At 51.4% G+C, this 25,039-nt stretch carries 24 protein-coding genes; 8 read left to right on the forward strand and 16 right to left on the reverse strand.

The genetic code is table 11. From position 1 onward, the window contains the following. Nucleotides 1–161: 161 nt before the first annotated feature. Both FHT67_RS03610 and FHT67_RS03615 read right to left on the reverse strand, forming a co-directional pair. Nucleotides 162–923, reverse strand: a complete 762-nt coding sequence (locus FHT67_RS03610; RefSeq protein ID WP_167195775.1) for an SDR family oxidoreductase — start codon at nt 921–923, stop codon at nt 162–164. Beyond that, a complete protein-coding gene (locus FHT67_RS03615) occupies nt 920–1,294 on the reverse strand; it encodes a MerR family transcriptional regulator (protein ID WP_132304008.1) in 375 nt (124 codons plus the stop codon). Before FHT67_RS03615 ends, FHT67_RS03610 begins: the two co-directional genes overlap by 4 nt. A 145-nt stretch (nt 1,295–1,439) precedes the next feature. Here FHT67_RS03615 and FHT67_RS03620 point away from each other — a divergent pair, with 145 nt between their 5' ends. Next, the gene (locus tag FHT67_RS03620; RefSeq protein WP_167195778.1) at nt 1,440–1,961 is read left to right on the forward strand and encodes a GNAT family N-acetyltransferase; all 522 of its coding nucleotides are present in this window, start codon (nt 1,440–1,442) and stop codon (nt 1,959–1,961) included. Between the two features lie 14 nt (nt 1,962–1,975). Here FHT67_RS03620 and FHT67_RS03625 read toward each other — a convergent pair whose 3' ends face one another. The 5 genes from FHT67_RS03625 to FHT67_RS03645 form a co-directional block, all read right to left on the reverse strand. Beyond that, nucleotides 1,976–2,203, reverse strand: coding sequence for a hypothetical protein (locus tag FHT67_RS03625; protein ID WP_132304012.1), 228 nt, complete (start codon nt 2,201–2,203; stop codon nt 1,976–1,978). A gap of 208 nt (nt 2,204–2,411) precedes the next feature. Next, a complete protein-coding gene (trhO, locus tag FHT67_RS03630) occupies nt 2,412–3,296 on the reverse strand; it encodes an oxygen-dependent tRNA uridine(34) hydroxylase TrhO (protein WP_167195781.1) in 885 nt (294 codons plus the stop codon). 4 nt (nt 3,297–3,300) lie between these two features. Then, a complete protein-coding gene (locus FHT67_RS03635; protein ID WP_132304016.1) occupies nt 3,301–3,555 on the reverse strand; it encodes a DUF1450 domain-containing protein in 255 nt (84 codons plus the stop codon). Between the two features lie 6 nt (nt 3,556–3,561). Continuing rightward, entirely contained in the window at nt 3,562–4,482 is a 921-nt protein-coding gene (trhO, locus tag FHT67_RS03640; protein WP_167195785.1) for an oxygen-dependent tRNA uridine(34) hydroxylase TrhO, read from the reverse strand. Nucleotides 4,483–4,671: 189 nt separating this feature from the next. Beyond that, complete coding sequence (locus tag FHT67_RS03645; protein ID WP_167195788.1) at nt 4,672–5,565, reverse strand: LysR family transcriptional regulator; 894 nt, start codon at nt 5,563–5,565, stop codon at nt 4,672–4,674. A 107-nt stretch (nt 5,566–5,672) separates the two neighbouring features. Between FHT67_RS03645 and aroC the strand changes: the two genes are divergently transcribed. From aroC to FHT67_RS30295, 3 genes are all read left to right on the forward strand, one after another. After that, entirely contained in the window at nt 5,673–6,728 is a 1,056-nt protein-coding gene (aroC, locus tag FHT67_RS03650; RefSeq protein ID WP_167195791.1) for a chorismate synthase, read from the forward strand. Between the two features lie 126 nt (nt 6,729–6,854). Then, nucleotides 6,855–7,520, forward strand: a complete 666-nt coding sequence (locus FHT67_RS03655; RefSeq protein ID WP_481856670.1) for a TerC family protein — start codon at nt 6,855–6,857, stop codon at nt 7,518–7,520. A gap of 268 nt (nt 7,521–7,788) precedes the next feature. Further along, nucleotides 7,789–11,469 (forward strand): rhamnogalacturonan lyase family protein, encoded by a 3,681-nt coding sequence (locus tag FHT67_RS30295; protein WP_167195794.1) that lies wholly within the window; start codon nt 7,789–7,791, stop codon nt 11,467–11,469. 49 nt (nt 11,470–11,518) lie between these two features. Here FHT67_RS30295 and acnA read toward each other — a convergent pair whose 3' ends face one another. Then, the gene (gene acnA / locus FHT67_RS03665; protein ID WP_132304026.1) at nt 11,519–14,227 is read right to left on the reverse strand and encodes an aconitate hydratase AcnA; all 2,709 of its coding nucleotides are present in this window, start codon (nt 14,225–14,227) and stop codon (nt 11,519–11,521) included. Nucleotides 14,228–14,498: 271 nt separating this feature from the next. Between acnA and FHT67_RS03670 the strand changes: the two genes are divergently transcribed. Then, nucleotides 14,499–15,518, forward strand: a complete 1,020-nt coding sequence (locus FHT67_RS03670; RefSeq protein WP_167195797.1) for an LLM class flavin-dependent oxidoreductase — start codon at nt 14,499–14,501, stop codon at nt 15,516–15,518. A gap of 277 nt (nt 15,519–15,795) precedes the next feature. On the opposite strand, the gene fabV is transcribed toward FHT67_RS03670, so the two are convergent. Both fabV and FHT67_RS03680 read right to left on the reverse strand, forming a co-directional pair. Next, nucleotides 15,796–16,986 (reverse strand): enoyl-ACP reductase FabV, encoded by a 1,191-nt coding sequence (gene fabV, locus FHT67_RS03675; RefSeq protein WP_132304030.1) that lies wholly within the window; start codon nt 16,984–16,986, stop codon nt 15,796–15,798. A gap of 194 nt (nt 16,987–17,180) precedes the next feature. Beyond that, complete coding sequence (locus FHT67_RS03680) at nt 17,181–17,387, reverse strand: alpha/beta-type small acid-soluble spore protein (RefSeq protein WP_132304032.1); 207 nt, start codon at nt 17,385–17,387, stop codon at nt 17,181–17,183. Between the two features lie 195 nt (nt 17,388–17,582). On the opposite strand from FHT67_RS03680, the gene FHT67_RS03685 reads away from it, so the two are divergent. Together FHT67_RS03685 and FHT67_RS03690 are read left to right on the forward strand one after the other, a co-directional pair. Then, nucleotides 17,583–17,882 carry a phasin family protein gene (locus FHT67_RS03685; RefSeq protein WP_132304034.1) on the forward strand — a complete coding sequence of 100 codons (300 nt, stop codon included), beginning with the start codon at nt 17,583–17,585 and terminating at the stop codon, nt 17,880–17,882. Between the two features lie 14 nt (nt 17,883–17,896). After that, nucleotides 17,897–19,564, forward strand: coding sequence for an ABC1 kinase family protein (locus tag FHT67_RS03690; protein WP_132304036.1), 1,668 nt, complete (start codon nt 17,897–17,899; stop codon nt 19,562–19,564). Nucleotides 19,565–19,628: 64 nt separating this feature from the next. Here the strand turns inward: FHT67_RS03690 and FHT67_RS03695 are convergent, their stop codons facing one another. From FHT67_RS03695 to FHT67_RS03710, 4 genes are all read right to left on the reverse strand, one after another. Further along, entirely contained in the window at nt 19,629–19,802 is a 174-nt protein-coding gene (locus FHT67_RS03695; RefSeq protein WP_167195800.1) for a hypothetical protein, read from the reverse strand. A gap of 53 nt (nt 19,803–19,855) precedes the next feature. Next, complete coding sequence (locus FHT67_RS03700) at nt 19,856–20,548, reverse strand: metal-dependent hydrolase (RefSeq protein WP_132304038.1); 693 nt, start codon at nt 20,546–20,548, stop codon at nt 19,856–19,858. A 12-nt stretch (nt 20,549–20,560) separates the two neighbouring features. After that, nucleotides 20,561–21,448 carry a VOC family protein gene (locus tag FHT67_RS03705; protein ID WP_167195803.1) on the reverse strand — a complete coding sequence of 296 codons (888 nt, stop codon included), beginning with the start codon at nt 21,446–21,448 and terminating at the stop codon, nt 20,561–20,563. Between the two features lie 331 nt (nt 21,449–21,779). Then, on the reverse strand, nt 21,780–22,556 hold the full coding sequence (locus tag FHT67_RS03710) for a Cof-type HAD-IIB family hydrolase (protein WP_132304042.1): 777 nt from the start codon (nt 22,554–22,556) through the stop codon (nt 21,780–21,782). 214 nt (nt 22,557–22,770) lie between these two features. Here FHT67_RS03710 and FHT67_RS03715 point away from each other — a divergent pair, with 214 nt between their 5' ends. Continuing rightward, nucleotides 22,771–23,700 carry a manganese-dependent inorganic pyrophosphatase gene (locus FHT67_RS03715; protein ID WP_132304044.1) on the forward strand — a complete coding sequence of 310 codons (930 nt, stop codon included), beginning with the start codon at nt 22,771–22,773 and terminating at the stop codon, nt 23,698–23,700. A gap of 118 nt (nt 23,701–23,818) precedes the next feature. Here FHT67_RS03715 and FHT67_RS03720 read toward each other — a convergent pair whose 3' ends face one another. Beyond that, nucleotides 23,819–24,322, reverse strand: coding sequence for a GNAT family N-acetyltransferase (locus FHT67_RS03720; RefSeq protein WP_167195806.1), 504 nt, complete (start codon nt 24,320–24,322; stop codon nt 23,819–23,821). Nucleotides 24,323–24,429: 107 nt separating this feature from the next. Further along, a complete protein-coding gene (locus FHT67_RS03725) occupies nt 24,430–24,885 on the reverse strand; it encodes a C40 family peptidase (RefSeq protein WP_243866891.1) in 456 nt (151 codons plus the stop codon). Between the last annotated feature and the right edge of the window lie 154 nt (nt 24,886–25,039).

Genomic DNA, 25,039 nt, shown 5'->3' on the forward strand with positions numbered 1-25,039 from the left:
GCTTTTCCAGAATCATTCAAGCAGCTTCGTTTTACCAACCATTTTGAAATTTGAAAAAGCCATCACAAAAAAAGAATAAAAAGAAAGAAGGAGCTGGCCATTGCGGCAGCTCCTTTGCTGTGTTAGTTAGTTAGTTATAGTGGGATAGCAGGATCGGTTGGTTAATCGATCATGTTTTTGGTGGCTTGATACATGCTTTCGGAGTACTTGTCGATATCGTCGCGGGACATGCGGAGACGGTCGACCGAGGTGCCGTAGCCAATCTCGGATTTGCCTTCCCGAAGTCCTTGGAAGATACCGTCGGCAAAGGCGTCGAGAGGCTCGCCATGGACATGGAGACCCGTGCCGCCCAAGTCGGTATTAACGGCCGGAGGGGCAACCTCGATGACCTCTACGGAAGTTTCCGAGAGCTGATGTCTCAGGCTTATCGTAAAGGAATGGAGAGCTGCCTTTGTAGCCGAATAGATCGGTGCGATGGCGAATGGCGTAAAGGCTAGGCCCGATGTCACATTGATAATGGCCGCGTTCTCTTTTTCCGTAAAAAACGGAGCAAACAGGATCGCAAGGTGAAGGGGGGCTTCAATGTTGGTGGAAATTTCTTTGTTGAAATACGCCCAGTCGTTTTTCGCATCCGCTTTTATCACGCTGAACCGCTGCTGAATCCCCGCATTGTTCACCAATACGTTGATGTCCGGGTAAGTTGCCGTGACCCAATCAAACAGGGCAATCCGCTCGGCTTCATTGCTCAAATCGCTGACTTTTGTTATGAGGCCGGGCAGCTTGTCTTGCGCGTCCTGAAGGACTTGTTCACGCCGTCCGGTTACAATAACCGTATTTCCGGCTTTCATGAAGCGTTCCGCAAATGCCAATCCAATCCCCGTGCTTCCGCCCGTAATGAGAATCGTGTTTCCTGAAAGTTTCATATTAGCGCCTCCTGCGTTTGTTTGATGTAACGTTGTATTTTTACTTCGATTCCCTCGAGGGATTCGGTCATTAAAGCCATTTGCGCCAGCACAGCCTGCTTATGCCTGTTCAGCATCTCAAGCCGAAGAGGAACCGTGCCGGCGCCTTCAACGACCCAATCGATATATTGCTTGATATCATGAATAGGCATATTCGTGTTTTTCAAACACATGACCGTTCCAAGCAATGCCATTTGATTTTCCGAAAACAACCTTCTGCCCGCATGATCACGCTCCATCAGCGGCAGCAGCCCTTTTTTCTCATAATAACGAATCGTTGATTCCGGTATGTCTAACTTGGCAGCAGCTTCGCCAATGGAATAATAGTTCATCTGGAGTCCTCCAATTTGTTGTCGACGGGAATATCATACGACTTAAACCTTGGTTTAAGTCAAGCGGATTGAAAAAAATTATTGTGCCTTTAATCTGCGTGGTAAAATACTCCATATCGCTTTATTTCAAATGGAGGTGTATCCATTGATCAATCGGATTTCACTGAGACAGCTATCCAGCCTGGACGAGGCCGAACTGTTGAATAAGGAATTTGCCGCGCATTTTCCGTGGTACCGGCAAGGCGAATATTATATCAGATGCTTGGAAGAGAACCGCGCAGGGAAACGAATAACCTTGATAGCCTTTTACGGAGATGAGGTGGCGGGTTGTTGTCATCTGATCTATGAATCCAAATACCCGTATTTTGCCGAGCGGAAGATACCGGAAGTAAATGATTTGAGCGTATTTGAGGAGTACAGGAGAAAGGGAATCGCCAGCAAACTGCTGGACGAGCTGGAGCGCATAGCATCAGAAACGTTCAGGACTATCGGGCTTGGCGTCGGATTATATAAGGATTACGGGAATGCCCAAAGGTTGTACGGCAAACGGGGATACGTCATGGACGGCAACGGGCTGACCTGCAATAATGTCGAGGTTCAACCCGGCACAGACGTATTTGTGGATGATGAGCTGTTGATCTACATGGTCAAAGAGCTAGCCAAATGATGTCACTGTCCTTTTTATGCCGGATCCGAGCGCAGCTTGACTGGAATAACGGGGTTATTCACATCTAACCCGTTAACCTCCCAGCGTTGCTTGGACGTATCGAAGCGATAGTGAACCGTAATCGTCTGTTTAGTTTCCGATCTCCATTGCCGATCACCGATAAAGGCCGATACCTCTGCCTCCATCTCTTTGTCCTTATGCGTAATATGTACTTCACTCTCTTCAAAAATCAACGAAGCCAATAAGAATTGTTCAGCCGTACCCGTTTGATTACCTATGTAGATGTTGTGAGCATGGTCAGCCGCATCGCGAGTAATTATTTTCCATTTTCTATTATAACAGTTGCCTTAACGGCAATGCTATTGAGTGAGCTTTATACCTTATTCTGTTGTTGAATCGGTCTTTAGACGAAAAAAAGCGCCTCAGGAATCATCCTGCGGCGCTCATGGATTAATGCGGTTTGCACTCTTCCGAGCAATGACGATTATGCTCCGCTTCGCATTCCTCGCAGCAGATATGACGCTTGTCGCAGGTCACATTCGCGCAGTTGACGTAACGGTCCTCCGGCTTGCCGCAATGATGGCATTTGCCGATAACGATATCCTCTTCCGTCCGGTTGATCGGCACGGAAATCCGGTCATCAAACACATAGCATTTGCCGTCCCATAAACGGCCCTTTACTTCTTCGTCCTTGCCGTAAGTAACGATACCGCCCTCCAGCTGGGCTACATCCGTAAAGCCTTCCTCCAGCAGAACGCCGGTCAGCGTCTCGCAGCGGATCCCGCCGGTGCAGTAGGTGAGGATCGGTTTGTTCTTTGCATCCTCCGGCAGGTTCTTGCGGATCCATTCGGGGAATTCGCGGAACGATTCAACCGTAGGGCGAATTGCGCCGCGGAAATGTCCGATATCGTATTCGTAATCGTTCCGTCCGTCGATGATAATGACATCATCCTGCTGAAGCTGCTCGTAAAATTCCTTCGGAGACAGCCGTTTGCCCGTCAGAACATTCGGATCCATCTTTTTCTTATAGCGCAGAGTGACAAGCTCGTTCTTGTGGCGGACGAACAGCTTTTTGAACACATGTCCTTCGGACTCGTCGATCTTGTAAGTGATATCCTTGAAGAGCGGATGCTCGTTCATATACGCCATGTAAGCATCGGTCTGCTCGGTGGTGCCGGAGCAAGTACCGTTAATGCCTTGATCGGAGATGAGAATACGGCCCTTAACGCCAAGCTCTTTGCAGAAGCGGAGATGCTCGGCCGTTACCTGCTCGGGGTTCTCGATATGCACGTATTTATAATAAAGCAAAATTCGGTATGGTTTATTTTCGCTCATTTGGTTATTCTCCAAAAAACTGTTTGATTTCCTCTTGCACGGCTGCCTCAACCTGTTTGAGGCATTCTTCCTTGGTGCCCGCGTAAATCCGGGTTTCGTTCACCATCGCATAAGGTCTTGCGCGGCACAGATTGCACATATTGAGGCAATCCGTTCGCATGACCGCCGCTTCCGGAAATTTCTCTTCCAGCTCCTCAAGAGGCAGAAGGGCCATTTCGTTGCGGGTGCATACCTCAACAACAACCAGTCCTAGTCCCATTGCTAATCACCGACCAGAAATAACTTTCAATTTACGTGCTTCGTCATTCGCTTTGCATTCCGGCGCGCAGTAGCTTTCATGCTCCGCTTCGCACTCCGGGCAGCAAATATGCTTGCGATGGCAAAGATCGTCGGCACAGTTAATATAGCGGTCTTCCGGCTTGCCGCAGTGGTAGCACTTGCCGACGATAATATCTTCTTCCGTCCGGTTGATCGGCACGGAAATACGCTCGTCGAATACGTAACATTTACCGTCCCACAGACGGCCTTTAACGGTTTCGTCTTTTCCGTAAGTGACGATGCCGCCTTCCAGCTGGTTAACATCCGAGAAGCCTTCTTCCAGGAGAACGCCGGTCAGCGTCTCGCAGCGGATGCCGCCCGTGCAATACGTCAGAATCTTTTTGTTCTTCGCGTCTTCGGGCAGATTCTTGCGAATCCATTCCGGGAATTCGCGGAACGACTCAACCGTAGGGCGGATGGCGCCGCGGAAATGTCCGATATCGTATTCATAATCGTTGCGGCCGTCGATAATAATAACGTCATCGCGCTGCAGCTGCTCGTAGAATTCTACCGGCTTCAAATGCTTGCCCGTGCGGACGTTCGGATCCAGCTTCTTGTCGTAACGAAGGGTAACAAGCTCTTTCTTGTGACGGACGAAGATCTTCTTGAATACATGACCCTCGGAATCGTCAATCTTGTATACCATATCGGCAAACAGCGGATTCTGGCGCATATGCGCGATGTAGGCATCCGTCTGTTCAACCGTACCGGAGCAAGTACCGTTGATGCCTTGCTCGGAGATGAGAATGCGGCCTTTAACGCCAAGGTCCTTGCAGAATTGAAGATGCTCCGCGGTAAACTCGGCAGGGTTGTCGATGTGAACATATTTATAGTACAAAAGAATACGGTAAGGTTTGTTTTCGCTCATGTCTAACGCTCCATTATATAAGATTATCACTATATGTTAAAACTCTTAAACACGCAAGTCAACAACGATTCAAGGACATTCCGTTGAACAATTGCGCCTATTTCCTGCAATAGAAATATTTGTTTCCAAGCATTCGAAAAAGGGATTCGATTAGGCATACACCGAACCTCCAAATGCGGTTGCAGAGCCTCATTGATTCATGACGTCTTTGAGAAAAACGGACGAGCTGGTCGGCAAAGTAGCGTCTTTACGGGTAACGACGCCGATCGCTCGGGATGGCAAGGCCTCCGTCAATGTCACCTCGAACAACGATTCGCTATTCAGCTCCTGCTGGGCAAACCGGCGGGTAAGGAAGGCCGTCCCGTAGCCCCTCTGCGCAAACTCGATAATCATCTCCGTGCTGGTCAGCTCAATATCCGGTTCCTTATATATACCGTGTCCGGCGAGCCATTGCTCGACAAAAAGCCGGGTACTGCTGCCCGCCGTAGGCAATAATAAAGGAAGCTTTAGCAGCTCGCGGACCGAGACCGCATGGCTTGCCAGCTCCTTGTATGCCTCGCCAACAAGGAAACAGTCCTGTATGGACATCAACGGCTGAATCGCCAATTCCTGATCGTCAAAGGGCAGGTGGACGAAGCCAAGGTCGATATTTTCTTCCTTCAGCTGCTTGGAGATTTCGTTTGTCTTGCTTTGCTGGAGGCGGATCCGCACATTCGGATGCTCCGCATGAAACTTATCTATATAAGGAAGAAGGATATGCTTGATAATCGGGCCGCTCGCTCCGATGCGCAGATCGCCTCCGTGCAAGTTGGCAAGCTCCAGCAGCTTGCGCTCGCCGCGCTCGATCAGATGGAAGGATTGCTCGATATAGTCCAGCAGCGCTTTCCCTTCCATCGTAAGCTTCACGCCCTTGGAGCCGCGGTCAAACAGCTTCACGCCAAAGCAATCCTCCAGCTGCTTGATCGCATAGCTGACCGATGGCTGCGTAACGTGAAGAAACTCGGCAGCTTTCGTGAAGTTGCCCGTTCTTGCCGTGTACAAAAATATCCGATAGCTTTCCAAGCTATTTAATCTGTTTGACATAAACCCTCTCTATCGCAAGGCTATTGAATTATGATTTCATTTATTGCACATTTGAAATTATAATGAATTTAATCGAGATAGTCAAAAGAGAAAGGTTGGTTTTTCATATGTCAGGAAGCAGCTTTGGCACACATTTCAAAATGACCACGTTTGGCGAATCGCACGGCGAGGCTGTAGGCGTTATTATTGACGGCGTTACGCCGGGAGTAGAGCTTACGGAAGCGGATATTCAAATACAGATGGACCGCCGCAAGCCGGGTCAATCCTCGGTTACGACTCCGCGCAAGGAATACGATATTATCCGCATTCTGTCGGGTGTCTTCGAAGGCAAAACAACAGGTGCTCCCTTGGCCGTCATGCTGAACAATACCGACATGAAATCCAAGGATTACGAGGCGAACCGCCGGTTGTTCCGTCCGGGTCACGCCGATTTCACTTACGTGCAAAAATACGGCCATCGCGATCACCGCGGAAGCGGCCGGGCTTCGGGCCGCGAAACGGCGGGCCGCGTGGCTGCAGGCGCTATCGCGCGCAAGCTTCTGGAACGCCGCGGCGTTTCCATCGTAGCCTACACGAAAGAAGCGGGAGGCATTAAATGCGAGACGTTTGACGAATCCGTTATCGAGAAGAATCCGATGCGCACAGCCGATCTAAACGCAGCGGAAAGAATGGTAACGCTCGTCGAGGATCTTGCGGCGAAGGGCAACAGCTGCGGCGGCGTGGTGGAATGCATCATCCGCGGCGTGAAGCCGGGTATCGGCGAGCCGGCGTTCGACAAGCTGGACGCGGAGCTTGCGAAAGCGATGCTGTCCATCGGAGCGGTTAAAGGCATCGAGTTTGGCGCAGGATTCGCGGCAACAACCATGTTCGGCAGCGAGCATAACGACGAGATGGACGCAAACGGCTTTTTGACCAATAATGCCGGCGGCATCGTTGGCGGCATTAGCACGGGTCAGGATATCGTTTTCCGTATCGCGGTAAAACCAACGTCGTCGATCTCGCTTCCGCAGCAAACGGTTGACGAAGAAGGCAACGAGCATACGATCCAAACGCTTGGACGTCACGATCCGTGCATCTGCCCGCGCGTTGTGCCGGTCGTGGAAGCGATGGCTTGCATGGTGCTGGAGGACTTGTACAAACGCCATACGGCTTTGCATGATTAACATTAATTTTATTTTATCAATAAATATTACATCCCTCGTGAAAAATAAACTATAATAATTGATGTTATTGTTTATTATGCAAGAAAGAAGGGGAATTGGACATTGGACTTGACGCCGTTTGAATTTTTGACCACACTACTGTCCATTGTATTTATTGATCTTATTCTCGCCGGCGATAATGCGATTGTGATTGGGATGGCGGCAAAACGGCTCCCGAAGGAGACGCAGAAGAAAGCTATCCTTTACGGAACCTGCGGAGCCATTCTGCTTCGGATCGTTGCAACCGTGCTGGTTGTGTATGTGCTTAATATTCCTTGGCTGCTTGTTGCCGGAGGCGTCATTCTTCTCTGGATCGCTTACAAGCTGCTTGTGCAGGAAGAGGATCATGAGAACATTAAGGCGGGAAACACGCTTTGGGCTTCCGTGTGGACGATTATCGTAGCGGACGCGGCAATGGGGCTGGATAACGTCATTGCCGTTGCGGGCGCCGCTCAGGGACATACGCTGTTAGTCATTATAGGTCTGATTATCAGTATTCCGATTGTGGTCTGGGGGAGCACTTTGTTTATCAAGCTGCTCAGCAAATTCCCTTGGATCATTTACGCGGGCTCGGCCGTGCTGGCCTATACCGCATCAAAGATGATTACCCATGAGCCGGCGTGGAAGGCTTGGTTCGAAGAAAACCAGGTCGTCAAGTGGCTCGTGATCGCCATTGCGGTTGTTGCGGTGCTTGGCGCGGGACTTTGGACGAACGAATGGAAGAAGAAGCATCCGCAAGCGGCACACGAATAAGCGGAAAAACCGACGTTGGAGCGGACAAGCTCTAACGTCGTTTTTTTGTTTTTTCGAAAGAAGAGTTCACTGATATTTATACCTTTAAGTCGGATATTTGCATAGCGGTTTACCAGTTGTTCCCTTACAATGGGCATGGTTCGGATTTCAACAAGACAAGCATACCGTGATATTCAGGTAACAGGTACAAGTCAACAGGATAAGAAAGGAGGAGCAGACGGATTCCCCATCTTTACCTATGATTGTTACTATGAATTGGAGGTTGAAAATGATGCAGGCCATACGCCGCAAAAATCCTTTGGCAAAATTTCTCCTTATATGCTTACTCTCTACCTTCCTCTTACCGCTGCATATTACTCCAGTACTAGCCGCAGACACGGCTGTTGTCGATGAAAATTTCTCTGCCTATCCTGTTGGGGCGCTTACAATTGGAAGCGGTAACAACTGGACAAAGGAAGGGACGGCCCCGGTCATCGAGGTTGTTAACAATCCGGATACCAATCAGCAATACGCTTCAATCAGCCATGATCTGACCGGCTCCTCTTATTTCGGACAACGCTTTACGCCTCAGACCGGAGGAATGATTCTGCAGTTTGACGTCAATATGCCAACGAGCAAAGGCGGAACCTTCTGGGTGATGGAAGGGAAGGTCAATGCGACAAACGCAGCCGTTACCCGCATGGTGATGGATGGCGGCGTGATCAAAATGCAGAACGGACCGACCCTCGTCTCGTATGACACGACGCATTGGTACCGGTTTACGTTCGTTTATAATATCCCGCAGAAAAGATACACCTTATCGATCAAGGACTTAAATACAGGAAGTACGGTTAACTCAAGCGAAAATTTCTACAGCGCCAGAGAACGGATCAGCAGCATCGGCTTCTTCACCAATGCGGGCGGAGGACGCTACAATCTGGCGAATATGAAAGTAACGGCGCTTGATCTGGCTTTGGCGAGTGTTCAGCTTAAAGCCGGCGATTATGCTCCTTCCTTTGCTTTTGACCCGACAAATGATAACTACTCCATCGATATGCCTTATTCCGCAAACGTCCTTACCGTAACGCCAACGGCGAGTTATGCGGAAGGCGTTCAGTTGAAGGTTGGCGACTCTTCGGTTGAAAGCGGTTCCTCGGTTGATGTGCCGATTAACGGTGCTTCATTGCCCGTAAGCATTACGGTTGCTTCCAAGCAATATACGGATGTAGCCCGTACTTACACAATTAATGTCAAAAAATTGGACAAGGCTCCCGATGTTACGCATTTGGCAGCGGAAGGCCATGACGGAAAGGTACTGATTGGCTGGAAGGCTCCGATCGATCCGGCTTACCAAGAAGCCAACATCTACAATGTAAAGGAAGACGGTACGGAAACACTGGCCGCAACGGTACCGAAAGGAACGTATATCGCTTCCGTTGGCGGTCTGGATAATGGCAAGGAGTATACGTTTCACGTCAAGGGGGTTTATGCTTACGAGGGAGAAGAACTGACAGAGTCAACTCCTGTAACCGTGACGGCCACACCGCAGCTGCTGCCGGCCCGGCAGATGGAGGACTTGGATCGTGGTCTGGTTGCCGTCGAGCAGGAAGGCCATGTCTTCCTCTCCTGGCGGTTCCTTGGCACTGAACCGGATCATATCGGCTTTAACGTATACCGTGACGGGGTGAAAATCAGCTTCGCTCCGGTTCAATCCAGTACGAACTATGTGGATGAAACCGGAACGGCAGATTCGTCCTATTATATCCGGGCGGTTGTGAACGGAACGGAGCAAGAGCCTTCCGAAACGGTGCGGCCTTGGAATACGAATTATTTGAGCGTAGCGCTCGACAAGCCTGCCGATGGCGTAACAAGCGTGGGAGAAGCTTACACGTATCGGGCGAATGACGCATCCGTAGGCGATCTGGACGGGGACGGCAAATACGAAATCGTGCTGAAATGGGATCCAAGCAACTCCAAGGATAACTCCCAAGCAGGCATTACCGGCAATACGTATCTGGATGCTTACAAAATGGACGGTACACGCTTGTGGAGAATCGACATGGGTCCAAATATTCGTTCAGGAGCCCACTACCTGCATCCGATGGTCTACGACCTGGATGGAGACGGCAAGGCGGAGGTAGCAGCCCGTACTGCCGACGGAACGGTTGACGGTATGGGAAACGTGATTGGCGACGCTAATGCCGATTATCGCAATTCCGGCGGTTATGTGCTTGACGGGCCGGAGTTCTTCACGATTTTTGAAGGCGTGACAGGCAAGGCGCTGGAAACGGAGGATTATGATCCGCCAAGAGGCAATATCGGAGATTGGGGAGATACGTACGGCAACCGGATTGATCGGTTTGGCGCAGCGATTGCCTATCTGGACGGGGTGCATCCAAGCCTGATTCTGCAGCGCGGGTATTACACGCGGATGGTGCTGGCAGCGTACAACTGGAGAGACGGGGAACTAAGCAAGCTGTGGAAGTTTGATTCTCCGAATCCTGGTTACGGACAAGGCAACCATCAGCTGAGCGTGGCGGATATCGATGCGGACGGCAAGGATGAGATTGTAACCGGCAACACGGCGGTTAATGATGACGGAACTTTACTGTGGAGTACGAAGCTGGGACATGGCGACGCTATGCATCTCGGGGACCTGAATCCTTCCCATCTTGGACTTGAGCTATGGACGGTGCAGGAGGAGACGGGAGCTCCGTATTCGGCTACCATGCTTGACGCGCGGACGGGAGAGCCGTTATACGGTCAGCCCCAGGTTGGCGCGGATACGGGCAGGGGCTTGTCGGCGGACGTGGATCCAAGATACGAGGGCGAAGAGTCCTGGGCCATTGACGCGACAAAGTCGGCCGCAACGGAAAATAACTTAAACGGCTTTATGTTTAACTCGGAAGGTACCAAGATCTCTACCCAAATCCCGACCTCCAACTTTGCGATCTGGTGGGACGGCGACCTAAGCCGAGAACTGCTGGATCATAACTGGAATACCGCAACCGGCAACGGTGTTCCGAGAATTGATAAATGGGATTACGAGAATAACTCGCTAATTCGGTTAGAGACGTTTACCGGTACGTATTCCAATAACGGAACAAAAGGCAATCCGTCTCTGCAAGCCGATCTGCTGGGCGACTGGAGAGAAGAGGTCGTTGTGAGAACCGAAGACAGCAGTGCGCTTCGCATCTATACAACGACGGACGTAACGGATCAGAAGATCCGCACGCTGATGCATGATCCGGTATACCGGTTAGGCGTAGCTTGGCAGAACACCGGCTATAACCAGCCGCCGCATACAAGCTTTTACCTGGGGAACGGAATGGAGAAGCCGGATGCTCCTAACATTTACCTCGTGGACAATACGGCTCCAACTACAACCGATAATGCGCCATCAGGCTGGATGAATCATAATGTGACGGTAACCTTAACGGCGAAGGACATTATTTCCGGCGTTGACGCGACTTATTACACGTTAGACGGAGGAGATGTACAGAAGGGGACTACCGCTCAAGTGACGGAGGAAGGTGTCCATACCCTTGTCTATTGGAGTGAAGATCGTAAAGGGAATGCAGAAGTTCCCCGTACGGTGAAGATCCAGATTGATAAGACAGCTCCTGAACTGAATGTCGTTCTGGATAAATCAGAGCTCTGGCCGGCTAATCGTAAGCTGGTTGACGTAACAGCGGTAGTGAAAGGCACAGACCTTTTGTCAGGCATCGATTCGGTCGTATTAACCTCCATTACAAGCAACGAGAAGCTTGCGGAAGGAACGAACGGAGATATTCAAGGCGCCGAATTTGGTACGTTTGACGAGGCGTTTAAATTGAGGGCAGAGAAGTCCGGCAATAAGAATGGACGAACGTATACGATTAAGTACACGGCAAAAGACAAAGCGGGCAACGCGGCGGAGAAATCCGTTACGGTTACGGTCCCTCACGATCAATCGAGCAATAGGGGATAAAATAAAAAAGGTGAGCCCGAGGGCTCACCTTTCTTGCTATAAGAAGGAATTAGTTCTTGATCATTTGACGCAGAACCGTTTGCAGGATACCGCCGTTACGGTAGTAGTCAACGTCCACGAGGGAGTCGAGGCGTACGATAACTTTGAACTCGACTGTCGAGCCGTCTTCTTTCGTAGCGATAACCGAAACGAGATCGCCAGGCTGAACATCGTTCGAAAGACCAACGATATCGAAGGTTTCGAAGCCAGTCAGACCAAGCGCCTGCCAGCCTTGGCCAGCTTGGAACTGGAGCGGAAGTACGCCCATGCCAACCAGGTTGGAACGGTGGATACGTTCGAAGCTCTCCGTAATAACGGCTTTAACGCCGAGGAGGAACGTACCTTTAGCTGCCCAGTCACGGGAGCTGCCTGTACCGTACTCTTTACCGCCGAGTACAACCAGGTTTGTTTTGTCCGCTTGGTATTTCATCGAAGCTTCGTATACGGAAGTCACTTCGCCTGTAGGCTGGTAAGTCGAGAAGCCGCCTTCTGTACCAGGAGCGATGTGATTGCGGATACGGATGTTCGCGAATGTACCGCGAACCATAACTTCGTGATGACCGCGGCGGGAGCCGTAGGAGTTGAAGTCTTTCTTCTCAACGCCGTTAGCGATCAGGTATTTACCGGCTGGAGCATCTGGACGGATGCTGCCTGCTGGCGAGATATGGTCAGTTGTAACCGAGTCGCCAAGAGCAAGCAAAGTTTTCGCTGCTTTGATGTCTTCAACGTCGCGGATGCCGTCAGCAAGGCTGTCGAAGAACGGAGGGTTGGCGATGTAAGTCGAATTCGGATCCCACTCGTACAGTTCGCCTTCCGGTACCGGAATCGCGTTCCAACGTTCGTTTTGCGTATATACGTTTTCGTATTTCGCCTGGAACATTTCAGGAGTCAGGGATGCGCTGATGGCATCGGCGATCTCTTGGTTTGTTGGCCAGATGTCTTTCAGGAAGACAGGTTCGCCTTGCGGATCGAAGCCGATTGGCTCGCTAGCGAAATCAATGTTAACTGTACCAGCCAGCGCGTAAGCAACAACAAGCGGCGGCGATGCCAGGTAGTTCGCTTTGATTTGGGCGTGGATACGGCCTTCAAAGTTACGGTTACCGGACAATACGGCAGCTACCGTCATGTCGTTGTCAGCGATCGCTTGGCTTACGTCGTCCGGCAATGGACCGGAGTTACCGATACATGTCGCACAGCCGTAACCGGCAACGTGGAAGCCGAGTGCTTCGAGGGACTCGAGCAGGCCAGCTTTTACGAGATAGTCGGTAACAACCAGGGAACCTGGAGTCAGCGAGCTCTTCACGTATTCAGGCTTCACGAGACCGCGAGCGACAGCTTTCTTCGCTACAAGGCCTGCGCCTACCATTACGCTAGGGTTGGAAGTGTTCGTGCAGGAAGTGATCGCGGCGAGTACAACTGCGCCAGCTTTCATCTCGCTTACTTTGCCGTTAGCGTGGTTGATTGTAACGACTTCTTCCGTTTTCTCCTCAGTCAGGCCGTAACCGCCTTTGTCCACTGGCTTGCGAACGATTTCGTTCCAAGCTTCCTTCATCGAAGTCAGCTCGATACGGTCTTGCGGACGTTTAGGACCGGCAAGGGATGGAACCACAGTCGACAGGTCGAGTTCAACCACTTCAGTGAAGACAGGGTCCGGCGTAGCGTCCGTACGGAACATGTCTTGAGCTTTGTAGTAAGCTTCAATAAGAGCGATTTGCTCTTCTGTGCGGCCTGTTTGGCGCAGGTAGTCGAGCGTAGTTGCATCAACCGGGAAGAAGCCGATTGTTGCGCCGTACTCAGGAGCCATGTTTGCAACCGTTGCACGGTCAGACAGGCTGATGTTGGACAAGCCGGAACCGAAGAACTCGACGAATTTGCCGACAACGCCTTTTTTGCGAAGCAATTGCGTGATGGTCAGGGCAAGGTCAGTCGCCGTAGCGCCTTCTGCCAGGCTGCCAGTCAGTTTGAAGCCGATAACTTCAGGAGTTACGAAGTAGAGCGGTTGGCCAAGCATGCCGGCTTCCGCTTCGATACCGCCAACGCCCCAGCCAACGATACCAAGACCGTTGATCATGGTTGTGTGGGAGTCGGTACCAACGAGGGAGTCCGGGAATACGAAAGTTTCGCCGTCAACCGTCTTTGTAGCCGCAACGGAGGCCAGATACTCGAGGTTTACTTGGTGAACGATACCTGTATCCGGCGGAATCGCACGGAAGTTATCGAATGCTGTTTGCGCCCAACGGAAGAACCGGTAGCGTTCAGCGTTCCGTTCGAACTCGATGCGTTGGTTGATTTCAAGCGCGTCCGGGGAACCGAATGCATCAACCATGACGGAGTGGTCGATAACGAGATCGACAGGTACAAGCGGGTTGATTTTTTTAGGGTCGCCGCCTGCTTTTTTAACCGTTTCGCGCATTGCCGCAAGGTCAACGACTACTGGTACGCCAGTCAAGTCCTGCAGTACGATACGGGATGGGATGAAAGGAATTTCTTTGTCGTCGCGGTTAGCCGCCCAATCTGCGAGTTGTTTGACATGCTCTTTCGTGATGCCGCGGCCGTCAAATTGACGAACAGCGCCTTCGAGCAATACTTTGATTGAAAATGGAAGCTTGGAAATGTCGCCGAGCCCTTGCTTTTCAAGTTCCGGCAGGCTGTAGTAAGCGTAGGACTTGCCGCCGACTTCCAGGCTGGACCGTACGGAGTAATGGTCTTGATTTGCCATGTTCGGGTATTCCTCCTTGAATGAAGTTGACGATTTTGTTGTTTCATTCTGTGAAACTCTATTTCAAAAATCGTTATGACTATATTATAGCTCGTGATGTGAGGTTCGTAAAGCAGATTCAGACCGACAATCGCGGAAATTCACGGATTTTTCGAGCGGGCAGCCGGCGGAATGCATCATTGCTTTCCCCTAGTCACTTACTATTGTATAGCAGTTGCGATAGAACTTCGTTATAATGGACATGATGTCTTCATGAGAAGGAGAGTTGGACATGACAACAACGAAAAAGCTTGGCAACGTCAAGCTGTCTATATTGGACCTTGCGCCGATTATCGAAGGCTCCACGGCCTCGGATGCCTTGCGCAACAGCCTCGACCTGGCCCGGCATGCCGAAAAATGGGGCTATACCCGTTATTGGGTAGCCGAGCATCACAGCATGCCGGGAATTGCCAGCTCGGCGACGTCATTAGTAATCGGGCATATTGCAGGCGGCACATCGACCATTCGCGTCGGCTCCGGCGGCATTATGCTGCCGAACCATGCGCCGCTTGTGATCGCGGAGCAATTCGGTACGCTGGAGTCATTGTATCCTGGGCGCATTGATCTTGGGCTTGGCCGCGCGCCGGGCAGTGACCGTCAGACGATGATGGCGCTTCGCCGCGACTTGCACGGCGGGGAGAATTTCCCGGCGATGCTGGAGGAGCTCCGAGGCTACTTCCGCGGCCCGGAATCGGAAAAGGCGGTACGCGCGGTGCCGGGCGAAGGCCTGGATGTGCCGATCTGGCTGCTGGGCTCCAGTGATTTCAGCGCAAGGCTGGCCGGCGAGCTAGGCTTGCCGTTTGGCTTCGCGAGCCATTTCTCCCCGGACTTTACGCTGCCGGCGCTTGATATTTACCGCAGCAGCTTCAAGCCGTCGGCTTATCTGGATAAGCCGTACGCGATGGTTGGCGTAAACGCCATCGCGGCCGATACGGACGAGCATGCGGAATGGCTTGGCACAACGCTCGAGCAGCAGTTCCTGAATTTGATCCGCGGCGGCGTGCCAAGAAAGATTCAGCCGCCGGCCGATCTTGAAGGCTTCGCGAATCCGTATGAGCTGACGGCCGTGCGCAATCAGCTTCGCACGGCGATCAAAGGCAGTCCGCATACGGTTGAAGCAAAGCTGAACGCGTTTATCGAGCAGACCGATGCGGATGAAGTGATCATTAACTGCGCGATTTACGATCATCAGGAGCGGCTGAAATCCTACGAGCTGATTGCTCAGCTCGGGTTAATCGGAAGCAAGGAATAAGCGGTGAGAGCAGCCTTCTGGGCTGCTCTTTTTTTGTGCGATAAAAAGCTAGCCATAAAGATGTACGGCATCGTTAAGGCATGCGAAAGGGCGATGCTGGTGGTCTTAACGATGTGGCGCATCGTTAAGAAGCGGGAAAGGCGTGGAACACGCGCAAAAGGGCCAGCAGACGGGGGCTTAATGCTGCATTGCATCGTAAGGACAGGTAACAAAATAAAGCTTCCCCCAAACAGAAAAGCAGCAGCAGATTAGCCTGCTGCTGCTTTTCTATTATCGTCTAACGGAGGTTGGGAACATCAACTTCCGGATTCGTGTCTGCTTCGTAGTCGATTCCGTCGGTCTCGAAGCCGAACAGCTGGAAGAATTCGCGGCGGTAGCCTTCAAGATCTGAAAGCTCGTAAACATTTTCCGAGGTAATTTCGCTCCACAGCTTGTCTACGGCAGCTTGCACGTCTTCCCGCATCTCCCAGTCATCCATGCGGATGAGGCCTTTTTCGTCAACCGGCGTAGGGCCGTCAACATACAGGCGGGTAGCGAACATGCGGTACATTTGCTCGATGCAGCCCTCGTGAATGCCTTTCTCCTTCATCACTTTGAAGAGCGCGGAGATATACAGCGGCACGACCGGAATGGCGGAGCTGGATTGCGTAACGAGCGCTTTGGCAACGGCTACATAAGCGCGTCCGCCCGTAGAGGACAACTGCTCGGTCAGGTTATGCGCCGTAGCTTCCAGATCGTTTTTGGCGCGGCCGATGGTACCGTCACGGTAAACCGCATGCGTAATTTCCGGGCCGATGTACGAGTAAGCAATCGTAGTGGCGCCTTCAGCCAGAACGCCCGCCGCCTGCAGATCATCAATCCACATTTGCCAGTCTTCTCCGCCCATAACGGTAACCGTCTGGCTGATTTCTTCTTCCGTAGCCGGCTCAATCGTAGCTTCGGATACAACGCCGTTATGGAAGTTAACGGTTTTGTTCGAATACGATTGACCAATCGGTTTGATCACCGAATTGAACACTTCGCCGGTCTTCGGATGAACGCGGCGCGGAGCCGCAACGCTGTAGACAACCAGATCAACGGAGCCAAGCTCGGTGCGGATCAGATCGATTGTTCTTGCTTTGGTCTCGTCGGAGAATGCATCGCCGGTGAGGCTAAACGATTTGAGGCCGGCTTCCGCGGCAGCTTTCTCGAAGGCAGCGGAGTTGTACCAGCCTGGCTTTGCTGTGCGGTTGCCTTCCGCGCCTTTGCTGGTAAAGACACCAATCGTATTCGCGCCAGCGCCAAACGCCGCAACGATACGGGAAGCAAGGCCGTAACCCGTAGACGCACCGATAACAAGCACATTGCGAGGCCCTTTTAATTTCGGTTGAGACTGTACGTATTCCACTTGACGGTTAACTTGCTCCGCGCATCCAGCCGGATGGGCGGTCGTGCAAATAAAGCCGCGGGATTTCGGTTTAATGATCATATGGTAAAATCCTTTCTTCCTTAAAATCATAATTATAGGTTCAGTCCAATAAGACAAGCCATTTCTCATTTTACCGATTTTTAGCTCTAAAGGGAAGTTCACGCACAAAGGAAATCATAAAAAACGGGGCTAAACCCGTTGAAACAGCGAATGCTGCGGGTTCAGCCCTGTGCGTGTAAGTAATGAACGGTTATCTAGTATCGGCCGGCGATTTGCTGCTCTGCCATTTGAATCAAGCGTTTGGTAATCGTTCCGCCAATAGATCCCATATCCCGAGTAGTCATATTGCCGTAGTAACCGTCAGCGGGAAGCTGGATGCCAAGCTCTTGCGCGATCTCGAACTTTAGCTGTTCAAGCGCTGCTCGTGCATTCGGAACCAATAAGGATTTGCGGTTAGCCATTCGATCATGCCTCCTAAAAAATGGTCGGAATTAGACGTTTGTTTATTTTTGTTATTATGCGATGCAAAAGTAAGAATTATCCGTAAATTCCTCCATTCTTTACCTTCGCAGGAATGGTTTATACAGGGCAATGACTGTAATCCGGCCAAGTTGCATAAACTGGATATATTCCATACTGTAGGAGATGTGATACAGATGAAGGATTTGTTCGGAAGAGCCGTATCGTTTGGACTGGGGTTTGCGGTGACAAGCAAGGAGCAAGTAGAGAAGCTGGCGGAGGAATGGGTGAGAAAAGGCGAAATCACCAAAGCCGAATCATCCGTCTATGTCGATGAACTGCTGAAAAAAGGCGAGGAAACACGCAATAAAATCGAAGAAATGATCCGCGAACGCGTTCAATCCATCATTGGCGAAAAATACGTAACAAGAGAGCAATACGAGCAGCTGGAGCAGCGGGTAAAGGCGCTGGAGCATAAAGAAACACCAGTGGACTGATCTGAGGCGGATGTATGAGCGTGAGATCAAAATTCCGTCACTTGCAGCGTTATCGGGAGATCGCGATTGCTTTTGTCCGCAACGGCTTCGGGTATATCGCTAAGGATTTGGGACTGCCGGATACGGGACTTGTGCTGCGCGGCGGTGAAAGGCAGGGCATTCGCAAACGCGGAGTCGGAGAACGGCTTCGCATGATTCTGGAGGAGCTTGGTCCAACCTTCGTTAAGCTTGGCCAAATGGCGAGCATACGTCCCGACCTGATTCCTGCCGGCATTATTGCGGAGCTGGAGCAGCTGCAGGATCATGTTCAGCCTTTTTCGTATTTGGAAGCCGTACATATTATTGAAGATGAGCTGGGTTCGCCGCTCGAGCAATTATTTGCCGAATTCAGCGAAGAGCCGCTGGCTTCCGCGTCGATTGGGCAGGTGTACAGGGCCAAGCTGGCCGACGGTACGGTAGTAGCGGTCAAAGTGCAGCGCCCGCATATTCAAAAGGTCATCGAGACGGATCTCGATATCCTGTCGGAGCTGGCGAGGGTAGCGGAGCATCGCCTGGAATGGGCCCGCAGCTACCGGGTCCGCGACATGATCGATGAGATTGCCCGGGCGCTTCGCGCAGAGCTCGATTACGGGCTGGAGGCGCGGAACGCGGAGCGCTTCTCGGCCCAGAGCAGCAGGCTTGACGGTATCATTATTCCTGCCGTCTATTGGGAGTATTCAAGCAAACTGGTTCTGACGATGGATTATGTGGAAGGCATCAAGCTATCCGACAGCGAGCGTCTCGAGCAGGGTGGCTATGACCATAAAAAGCTGGCGGAGCGGTATTCCAAAGCGATCTTTCACCAGGTGCTGGTGGACGGCTTTTTCCATGGGGATCCGCACCCGGGTAATGTGCTGGCTTTGCCTGACGGGAATCTGGCTTTTCTTGATTTCGGGATGGTTGGACGGCTTACACCGGACATGAAGCAGCATTTCGCTACCTTTGTCATCGGTTTGCGCAATCAAAGCACAAGTACAATCATCCGGGCGATTAACGGGATGGGCTTTATTCCCGACCATACGGACAGGAAGGCACTCCGGGCTGACGTGGACGAAATGAGGGACAAATATTACAAGGTTCCCCTTAGCCAGGTCAAAATCGGGGAGTCGGTGAATGAGCTGTTCGCGCTTGCTTTCCGCCATGGAATACGAATTCCGTCCGAGCTTACCTTGCTAGGAAAAACGTTTCTCACCCTGGAAGGGGTAGTGACGGCGCTTGACCCGGACTTCAGCGTGTTTGACGTGGCCGAGCCGTTTGGCCGGAAGCTGGTCATCGAGAAGCTGGATCCGCGGCGGATCGCGCGCAAATGGTTGGATGACATTCCGGACTATCTGGAGCTGCTCTCGGATGTTCCCCTAAGCCTGCGCAGCGTGCTCAATATGATGCGAAGGGGCCGGCTGGGGCTTGATCTTGCCATTCCGGAGCTAAATGCCGTGCTGAAAAAGCTGGATCAGATCAGCAACCGGCTCAGCCTCAGCATTGTGCTGCTCTCGTTCAGCATTATTATGGTGGGCCTCATTATCGGCTCATCAATGGGGCATCAAAGCACGCTGCTATGGGATATTCCGGCGATTGAGATCGGATTCGGGATTGCTTCGATTCTGTTTGTGTGGTTAATTGTTGCTATCATACGGAGTCGGTAGATTATTTATTGATTAGGAATAACGGAATGTATCTCCTTCCAGCCGCTGTTGTCAGCCCTTACCTTTAACAATTTTTAAAGGAGAGTAAAGTGCGTGGCAAAGCATAAAAAGGAGCAGGGGGGATTCCCTGCTCCTTTGCTTTTGAGAAAAGATTATACTCTTCTGCGGCAAGGATTGCGATGCCGGCCGTAATGGCTTCTTTAGAGTTATCCTGCATAGGCTGGTTGCCCATGCCCATGCCGCCGAAACCGCCGCCTAGAAGCCATCCGGCGGCTGGCCTATTGCCGTATATTAGATGGACAGCTTCTGGCCGGGCTCGAGGAGCTGGCCTTTCAGTCCTTTTGCTTCCAAAGCCTGAACGAAGGCTTCCGCATCCTGGCGGATAATCGGGAAGGAATTGTAATGAACCGGGATTGTCAGCTTGGCGCCGAACCACTCGGCCGCTTGAAGGGCATCTTCGGGGCCCATCGTGAAATGGTCGCCGATTGGGATAAGGGCAACGTCAATGTTATGGCGGTCGCCGATCATTTTCATGTCGCCATACAACGCTGTATCGCCGGCATGGAGAATCGTTTTGCCGTCTACGGTAATGATGTAGCCGCCCGGCATGCCGCCATAAATAATGCGCTGCTCCTCCGCGATTGTAATGCCCGAGCTGTGGAAGGCTTGAATCATTTTGGCTTTGGCAAAGCCAAGGTCGACCGTTCCGCCGATGTTCATGCCAATCGTCTCAAGGCCTTTCCAGGACATGTAGGTGGCAAGCTCGACGTTCGCAACAACGGGCGCTTTGTTCGCGCGGGCGATAGGCTCCGCATCCAGGATATGATCCATATGGGCATGCGTCAGCAGGACCGTGTTGACCTTAATGTCTTCCGGCTTCGTTACGGCAAGCTCGTTGCCTCGAAGGAACGGATCGATTACAAGCGAGTTTTCGCCGGAAGTAATTTGGACACAGGAATGGCCGTGAAAAATAATATCAGTCATTGTGGCAGCTCCTTAATGGTTGTTTTGTTGGACAAGCCTCGTGGTAAGTTTAACGCGTACGCTGGATGGATCGGTGACGAAGGCAGCGCCTTCCTGCTCTTCAACGGAAATGCCCGCGGCAAGAAGCCGTTCAAGAACCGACGACAGTTCGCCGGAATCGGGATACACGATCGTGAAATAGTCTAGTCCGGTTGATTGAGGGGACGGGGCGGGAGCTCCGATGCCAGCCCATACGTTGAGCCCGATATGGTGATGGTAGCCTCCTGCAGACACGAACAGCGCACGCATCTGGGCATAATCGCCGACAATATCAAAGCCTAGCAGACCGTTGTAGAAGGCTCTCGATTCCGGAATGCCCACCGTGTGAAGGTGAACATGGCCCATGACGGTTTCAGGCGGCAAACCTTTCGCTATATCTTCTTCGCCGGCTTCCTGCAATAGACCTTCCCAGTCGATAGGATCGGTTGCCATTACGTAATCTCCGTTAGCGTCGCGCTTCCATTCGGATCTTGGACGGTCGGCATAAATCTCGATTCCATTGTGGTCGGGATCGGATAGGTACAGCGCTTCGCTGACCAGGTGGTCGGCTTGACCAAGCGGGATGCGGTGAGCGAGCAACCGCTTAAGGACGAGGCCAAGCTCCTTGCGATTTGGGAGCAGCAGGGCATAGTGGTACAACCCGGTTGTTCCTCTGCGCTCAGGCGCCACGACGGCATCCGGTATTTGCTCAAGCAGAACGAGAGCTGTCTTGCCATCAGCCGTTAACGCGGCAGTCGTGCTCGCCTGCTCCAGAATTCGCAGGCCAATAACCTCGGTGTAGAAGCCGAGAGATTGCGCCAGATTGCTGATCTTGAGCTTTACAGCGCCAAGAACGGTATCCGGATGGATGCTTGTGGACATGATGTAGCCCCCCTTCTCCTAGTTACTTTTTGTAAATAAATATAAATAATATATTTAGTGTTGTCAAGTTATGAGTTTATGAAAACCAGGATACGGTCGAGGGGTAGGTGCGCCGGAGGCAGCTTATGTACCTGTGTTAGTGTGGAATAAAATCGCGAATAAGATACGCGGCCGTGCTTGGTCCGGTTGGGGAAGACCGCCGAATAAGAGGAGAAATCTTGTTACAGCGAGGTTTGGGGAGGCTGGAGGGGCGTTAAGCGGGGGGGAGCGTCCGCTATCATGCGGCGCTAAATATAAAAGCCCGCGCAATGGCGGGCTTGGCGGAATTTATTTATTTGATGAGTCCGGCATGAACGAGACCGTTGCGGATGCCGCTGTCGCTTACATGCGTCGTAATGTAATTCGCGAATGGCTTAAGCTCTTCATGGGAGTTGCCCATCGCAATGCCAAGGCCAACAACCTCGAGCATTTCTTTATCGTTCAGACCGTCGCCGAACGCAACCGCTTCTTCCGGAGCGATGTTGAGCAGCTTCAGCAAGGCCTTAATGCCTTGCGCCTTGGAGCCGTCAACCGTAAGCACGTCCATTGCCGTCTCGTGCCAGCGGATAAAGCGGAGTCCCGGATTGGCTTCGCCGTATAGATGCTCTTCATCAGCGGTGCAATGCAGGAAAATCTGATAGACGTCTTCCTTCTGCCAGAAGTCCGGATCAAAGCCCGGCTGCGCAACGCGCAGCGATGCTACGGAATTAAACACATGCGGGTGGGATTCCGTATTGCGGTAGAACGAATCATGTCCTTCGAATACAAGGGTATGATTGTGAGCGGAAGCATGGCTGACCAGGGTTTCCACGTCTTCCCGCGGAATAGGGCGCCGGTAGATAGCTTCTCCTTTGTATACGACATACGCGCCATTCAGGCTGACATAAGAATCAATGCCAAGCTGCTCGGCAATCGGAGCGAAAAAGTATGGCGCTCTGCCCGTTGCGATAACAGCGGGAACGCCGCTCGCCTGCAGGTCGCGAATTGCATCGATCGTATCCTGCGGTATTTGTTTTTCTTCATCCAATAATGTGCCGTCGATGTCAAAGAAAGCAATTTTGTATGGCATAAGCTAACCTCTCCTATCCCTATTTGCGGTTTCATCTATATATTGACGTACTATAACACCGAATTCCGCGATTAGGCAAGCTTTAAAGGCTGGGAGACCGCGCCGAGCAATGTGAACATTTTAAATGAATCGGCGCAAAGAAGTAGGAGTTAGGCGCATTATGCGATATAATCAGATGGGTATCTATAATTGGGAAATAAGGAGAATGCACGCAATGGAAAAAACATTGATCTTCGGGCACAAAAATCCGGATACGGACACAATCTGCTCCGCGATTGCCTATGCCGAACTGAAATCGAAACTTGGTTTTAACGTTGAAGCCGTACGCCTTGGCGACGTTAACGGCGAAACGCAATATGCTCTCGACTATTTCAAGACTGCAGCTCCGCGTTTTGTTGAGACCGTAGCAGGCGAAGTAAACAACGTTATTCTGGTTGACCATAACGAGCGCCAGCAAAGCGTTTCCGATATTGATCAAGTTCGCGTCGTTGAAGTTATCGACCACCACCGTATCGCTAACTTCGAAACCGCGGCTCCCCTGTACTTCCGTGCCGAGCCTGTAGGCTGCACAGCGACAATCCTGAACAAGCTGTACAAAGAAAACGGCGTTGCGATCAGCAAAGAAGCCGCTGGCCTGATGCTGTCCGCTATCATCTCTGACTCCCTTCTGTTCAAATCGCCTACTTGCACGGAGCAAGACGTCGCGGCAGCCCGCGAGCTGGCTGAGATCGCCGGCGTTGACGCTGAAGCTTACGGTCTGGAAATGCTGAAAGCCGGAGCCGATCTCCGCGATAAAACAATCGAGCAGCTTCTGTCGCTTGACGCGAAAGAATTCTCGATGGGCAGCGCGAAAGTTGAAATCGCTCAGGTTAACGCGGTGGATACTAACGACGTTCTGGTGCGTCAAGCGGATCTGGAAGCAGCAATCAACGAAACGATCGCGAAAAAAGGTCTGGACCTGTTCGTATTCGTTGTTACCGACATCCTGAACAGCGATTCCATCGCTCTGACGCTGGGTGCAAAAGCGAGCGCTGTCGAGCAGGCTTACAACGTTACCCTGGAAGGCAACAAAGCACTTCTGAAAGGCGTTGTATCCCGCAAATCGCAAATCGTTCCGGTTCTAACCGAAACGCTGAGCAAGTAATGCAGCGAATCGTTTCTGGTTCTAATTGAAACGCTGAGCAAGTAATACGCAATATAATAGAAGAAAGAGGTTGTCCCTAGTGGAACAACCTCTTTGTTTCTTCTTGCTGCCGTCGCCGCTACTTCAGCCTCAGCACCATATTTTCTTCATCCCAATATTGATCCTGCGCTTTCATGGCATTCCGTTCAATGCCGAACACCTCAAAACCGCAGCTGGCATAAAGCGCTTTGGCTGCCGCATTTTTCGAAATAACGGTCAGATTAATCTGCTCGAGTCCATCCAGCTTTGCGGCTTTATCAATCAGCTCCATCATCAGGCGCTTGCCAGTCCCTTGACCGCGTGCCTCCGGTGCGACATACATCGCGTAGACATTCTCTTTATGAAGGATCTTTGGTTTACTCTCTCTTACAAAAGTAACCATACCTACCAGCTTGCCCTCTAGAAACGCGCCTAACGTGAAGCGTCCTTCATCCGGCTTCAGCCCGCTTGCGATCTCGGTAAGCGATCTTACGACCTGAATTTCGTAGGTTGTCAGGAACGCTTCGGGACTTTCAAGCAGGGACTGCAGACGAAGCTCATGATAGGCTTCAACATCGGCTTCGGTTAAAATTCTAATGTCCACTATGACACCTCCACTATTGATTGAAATTCCATGAGGAGGGGAGCATTCCTTCGCCATGCTAATAAAAAAATGGCTGAGCTTTAGGCTCAACCATTTTAAAAGTTCAGTTAGTTAACGACACGGCGTGCGGTTACGTATTTGTTGGACCAGTAAGAGCTGGTCATGTCGGATACGGTAACGCCTTGGCTTGTGGAGCTGTGAAGAATTTTTTTGGAGCCGGCATAAATCGCCACATGGCTGATGCTGATGCCGTTTGTGCGGAAGAATACAAGATCGCCCGTGCTTAATTCCGTCTTTGGAACTTTTTTGCCGACCGTTGCTTGCTCGGCCGCTGTGCGTGGCAGGTTAACGTCAAGGCCTGCAAACATGAATTTCGTAAAGGACGAGCAGTCAAAGGCATATGTAATTCCGACTGGAGCGCCGTATTTGTAAGGCACGCCTAAGTAATTTTTACCTTCGCTGATCAATGCCAGCGTTTTCTCCGTTGCAGCGTTTGCATGATTTGTTGTAGTGGCAAGAGTGAAGACCGATGCAGCGATTGTTGCAACCAGGCTAAATGTCATTAATTTTTTGAGGGACTTGAATGTGTTTTTCATGGTAGTATGGTTTCCTTTCGCTTGGAAGTTCATTCGAATATAGATTCCATCTTTCGCTGAAATTACTATAACATAACCGAAACCGCACAAAATTTTACAATTAGAGCGAAAGATCAATGAA

Source organism: Paenibacillus sp. BK720, assembly GCF_011761545.1.
In the GTDB taxonomy this organism is placed as follows: Bacteria; Bacillota; Bacilli; order Paenibacillales; family Paenibacillaceae; genus Pristimantibacillus.

What these genes read in the sequence shown, in the direction of transcription:
- FHT67_RS03715 (WP_132304044.1), top strand. Translation starts at nt 22,771, where the DNA reads ATGGAAAAAACATTGATCTTCGGGCACAAAAATCCGGATACGGACACA.
- trhO (WP_167195785.1), bottom strand. Translation starts at nt 4,482, where the DNA reads ATGAGCGAAAACAAACCTTACCGTATTCTTTTGTACTATAAATATGTT.
- FHT67_RS03680 (WP_132304032.1), bottom strand. Translation starts at nt 17,387, where the DNA reads ATGGCTAACCGCAAATCCTTATTGGTTCCGAATGCACGAGCAGCGCTT.
- acnA (WP_132304026.1), bottom strand. Translation starts at nt 14,227, where the DNA reads ATGGCAAATCAAGACCATTACTCCGTACGGTCCAGCCTGGAAGTCGGC.
- FHT67_RS30295 (WP_167195794.1), top strand. Translation starts at nt 7,789, where the DNA reads ATGATGCAGGCCATACGCCGCAAAAATCCTTTGGCAAAATTTCTCCTT.
- FHT67_RS03685 (WP_132304034.1), top strand. Translation starts at nt 17,583, where the DNA reads ATGAAGGATTTGTTCGGAAGAGCCGTATCGTTTGGACTGGGGTTTGCG.
- aroC (WP_167195791.1), top strand. Translation starts at nt 5,673, where the DNA reads ATGTCAGGAAGCAGCTTTGGCACACATTTCAAAATGACCACGTTTGGC.
- FHT67_RS03700 (WP_132304038.1), bottom strand. Translation starts at nt 20,548, where the DNA reads ATGACTGATATTATTTTTCACGGCCATTCCTGTGTCCAAATTACTTCC.
- FHT67_RS03645 (WP_167195788.1), bottom strand. Translation starts at nt 5,565, where the DNA reads ATGTCAAACAGATTAAATAGCTTGGAAAGCTATCGGATATTTTTGTAC.
- FHT67_RS03615 (WP_132304008.1), bottom strand. Translation starts at nt 1,294, where the DNA reads ATGAACTATTATTCCATTGGCGAAGCTGCTGCCAAGTTAGACATACCG.
- FHT67_RS03725 (WP_243866891.1), bottom strand. Translation starts at nt 24,885, where the DNA reads ATGACATTTAGCCTGGTTGCAACAATCGCTGCATCGGTCTTCACTCTT.
- fabV (WP_132304030.1), bottom strand. Translation starts at nt 16,986, where the DNA reads ATGATCATTAAACCGAAATCCCGCGGCTTTATTTGCACGACCGCCCAT.
- FHT67_RS03610 (WP_167195775.1), bottom strand. Translation starts at nt 923, where the DNA reads ATGAAACTTTCAGGAAACACGATTCTCATTACGGGCGGAAGCACGGGG.
- trhO (WP_167195781.1), bottom strand. Translation starts at nt 3,296, where the DNA reads ATGAGCGAAAATAAACCATACCGAATTTTGCTTTATTATAAATACGTG.
- FHT67_RS03635 (WP_132304016.1), bottom strand. Translation starts at nt 3,555, where the DNA reads ATGGGACTAGGACTGGTTGTTGTTGAGGTATGCACCCGCAACGAAATG.
- FHT67_RS03690 (WP_132304036.1), top strand. Translation starts at nt 17,897, where the DNA reads ATGAGCGTGAGATCAAAATTCCGTCACTTGCAGCGTTATCGGGAGATC.
- FHT67_RS03695 (WP_167195800.1), bottom strand. Translation starts at nt 19,802, where the DNA reads ATGGGCATGGGCAACCAGCCTATGCAGGATAACTCTAAAGAAGCCATT.
- FHT67_RS03670 (WP_167195797.1), top strand. Translation starts at nt 14,499, where the DNA reads ATGACAACAACGAAAAAGCTTGGCAACGTCAAGCTGTCTATATTGGAC.
- FHT67_RS03705 (WP_167195803.1), bottom strand. Translation starts at nt 21,448, where the DNA reads ATGTCCACAAGCATCCATCCGGATACCGTTCTTGGCGCTGTAAAGCTC.
- FHT67_RS03710 (WP_132304042.1), bottom strand. Translation starts at nt 22,556, where the DNA reads ATGCCATACAAAATTGCTTTCTTTGACATCGACGGCACATTATTGGAT.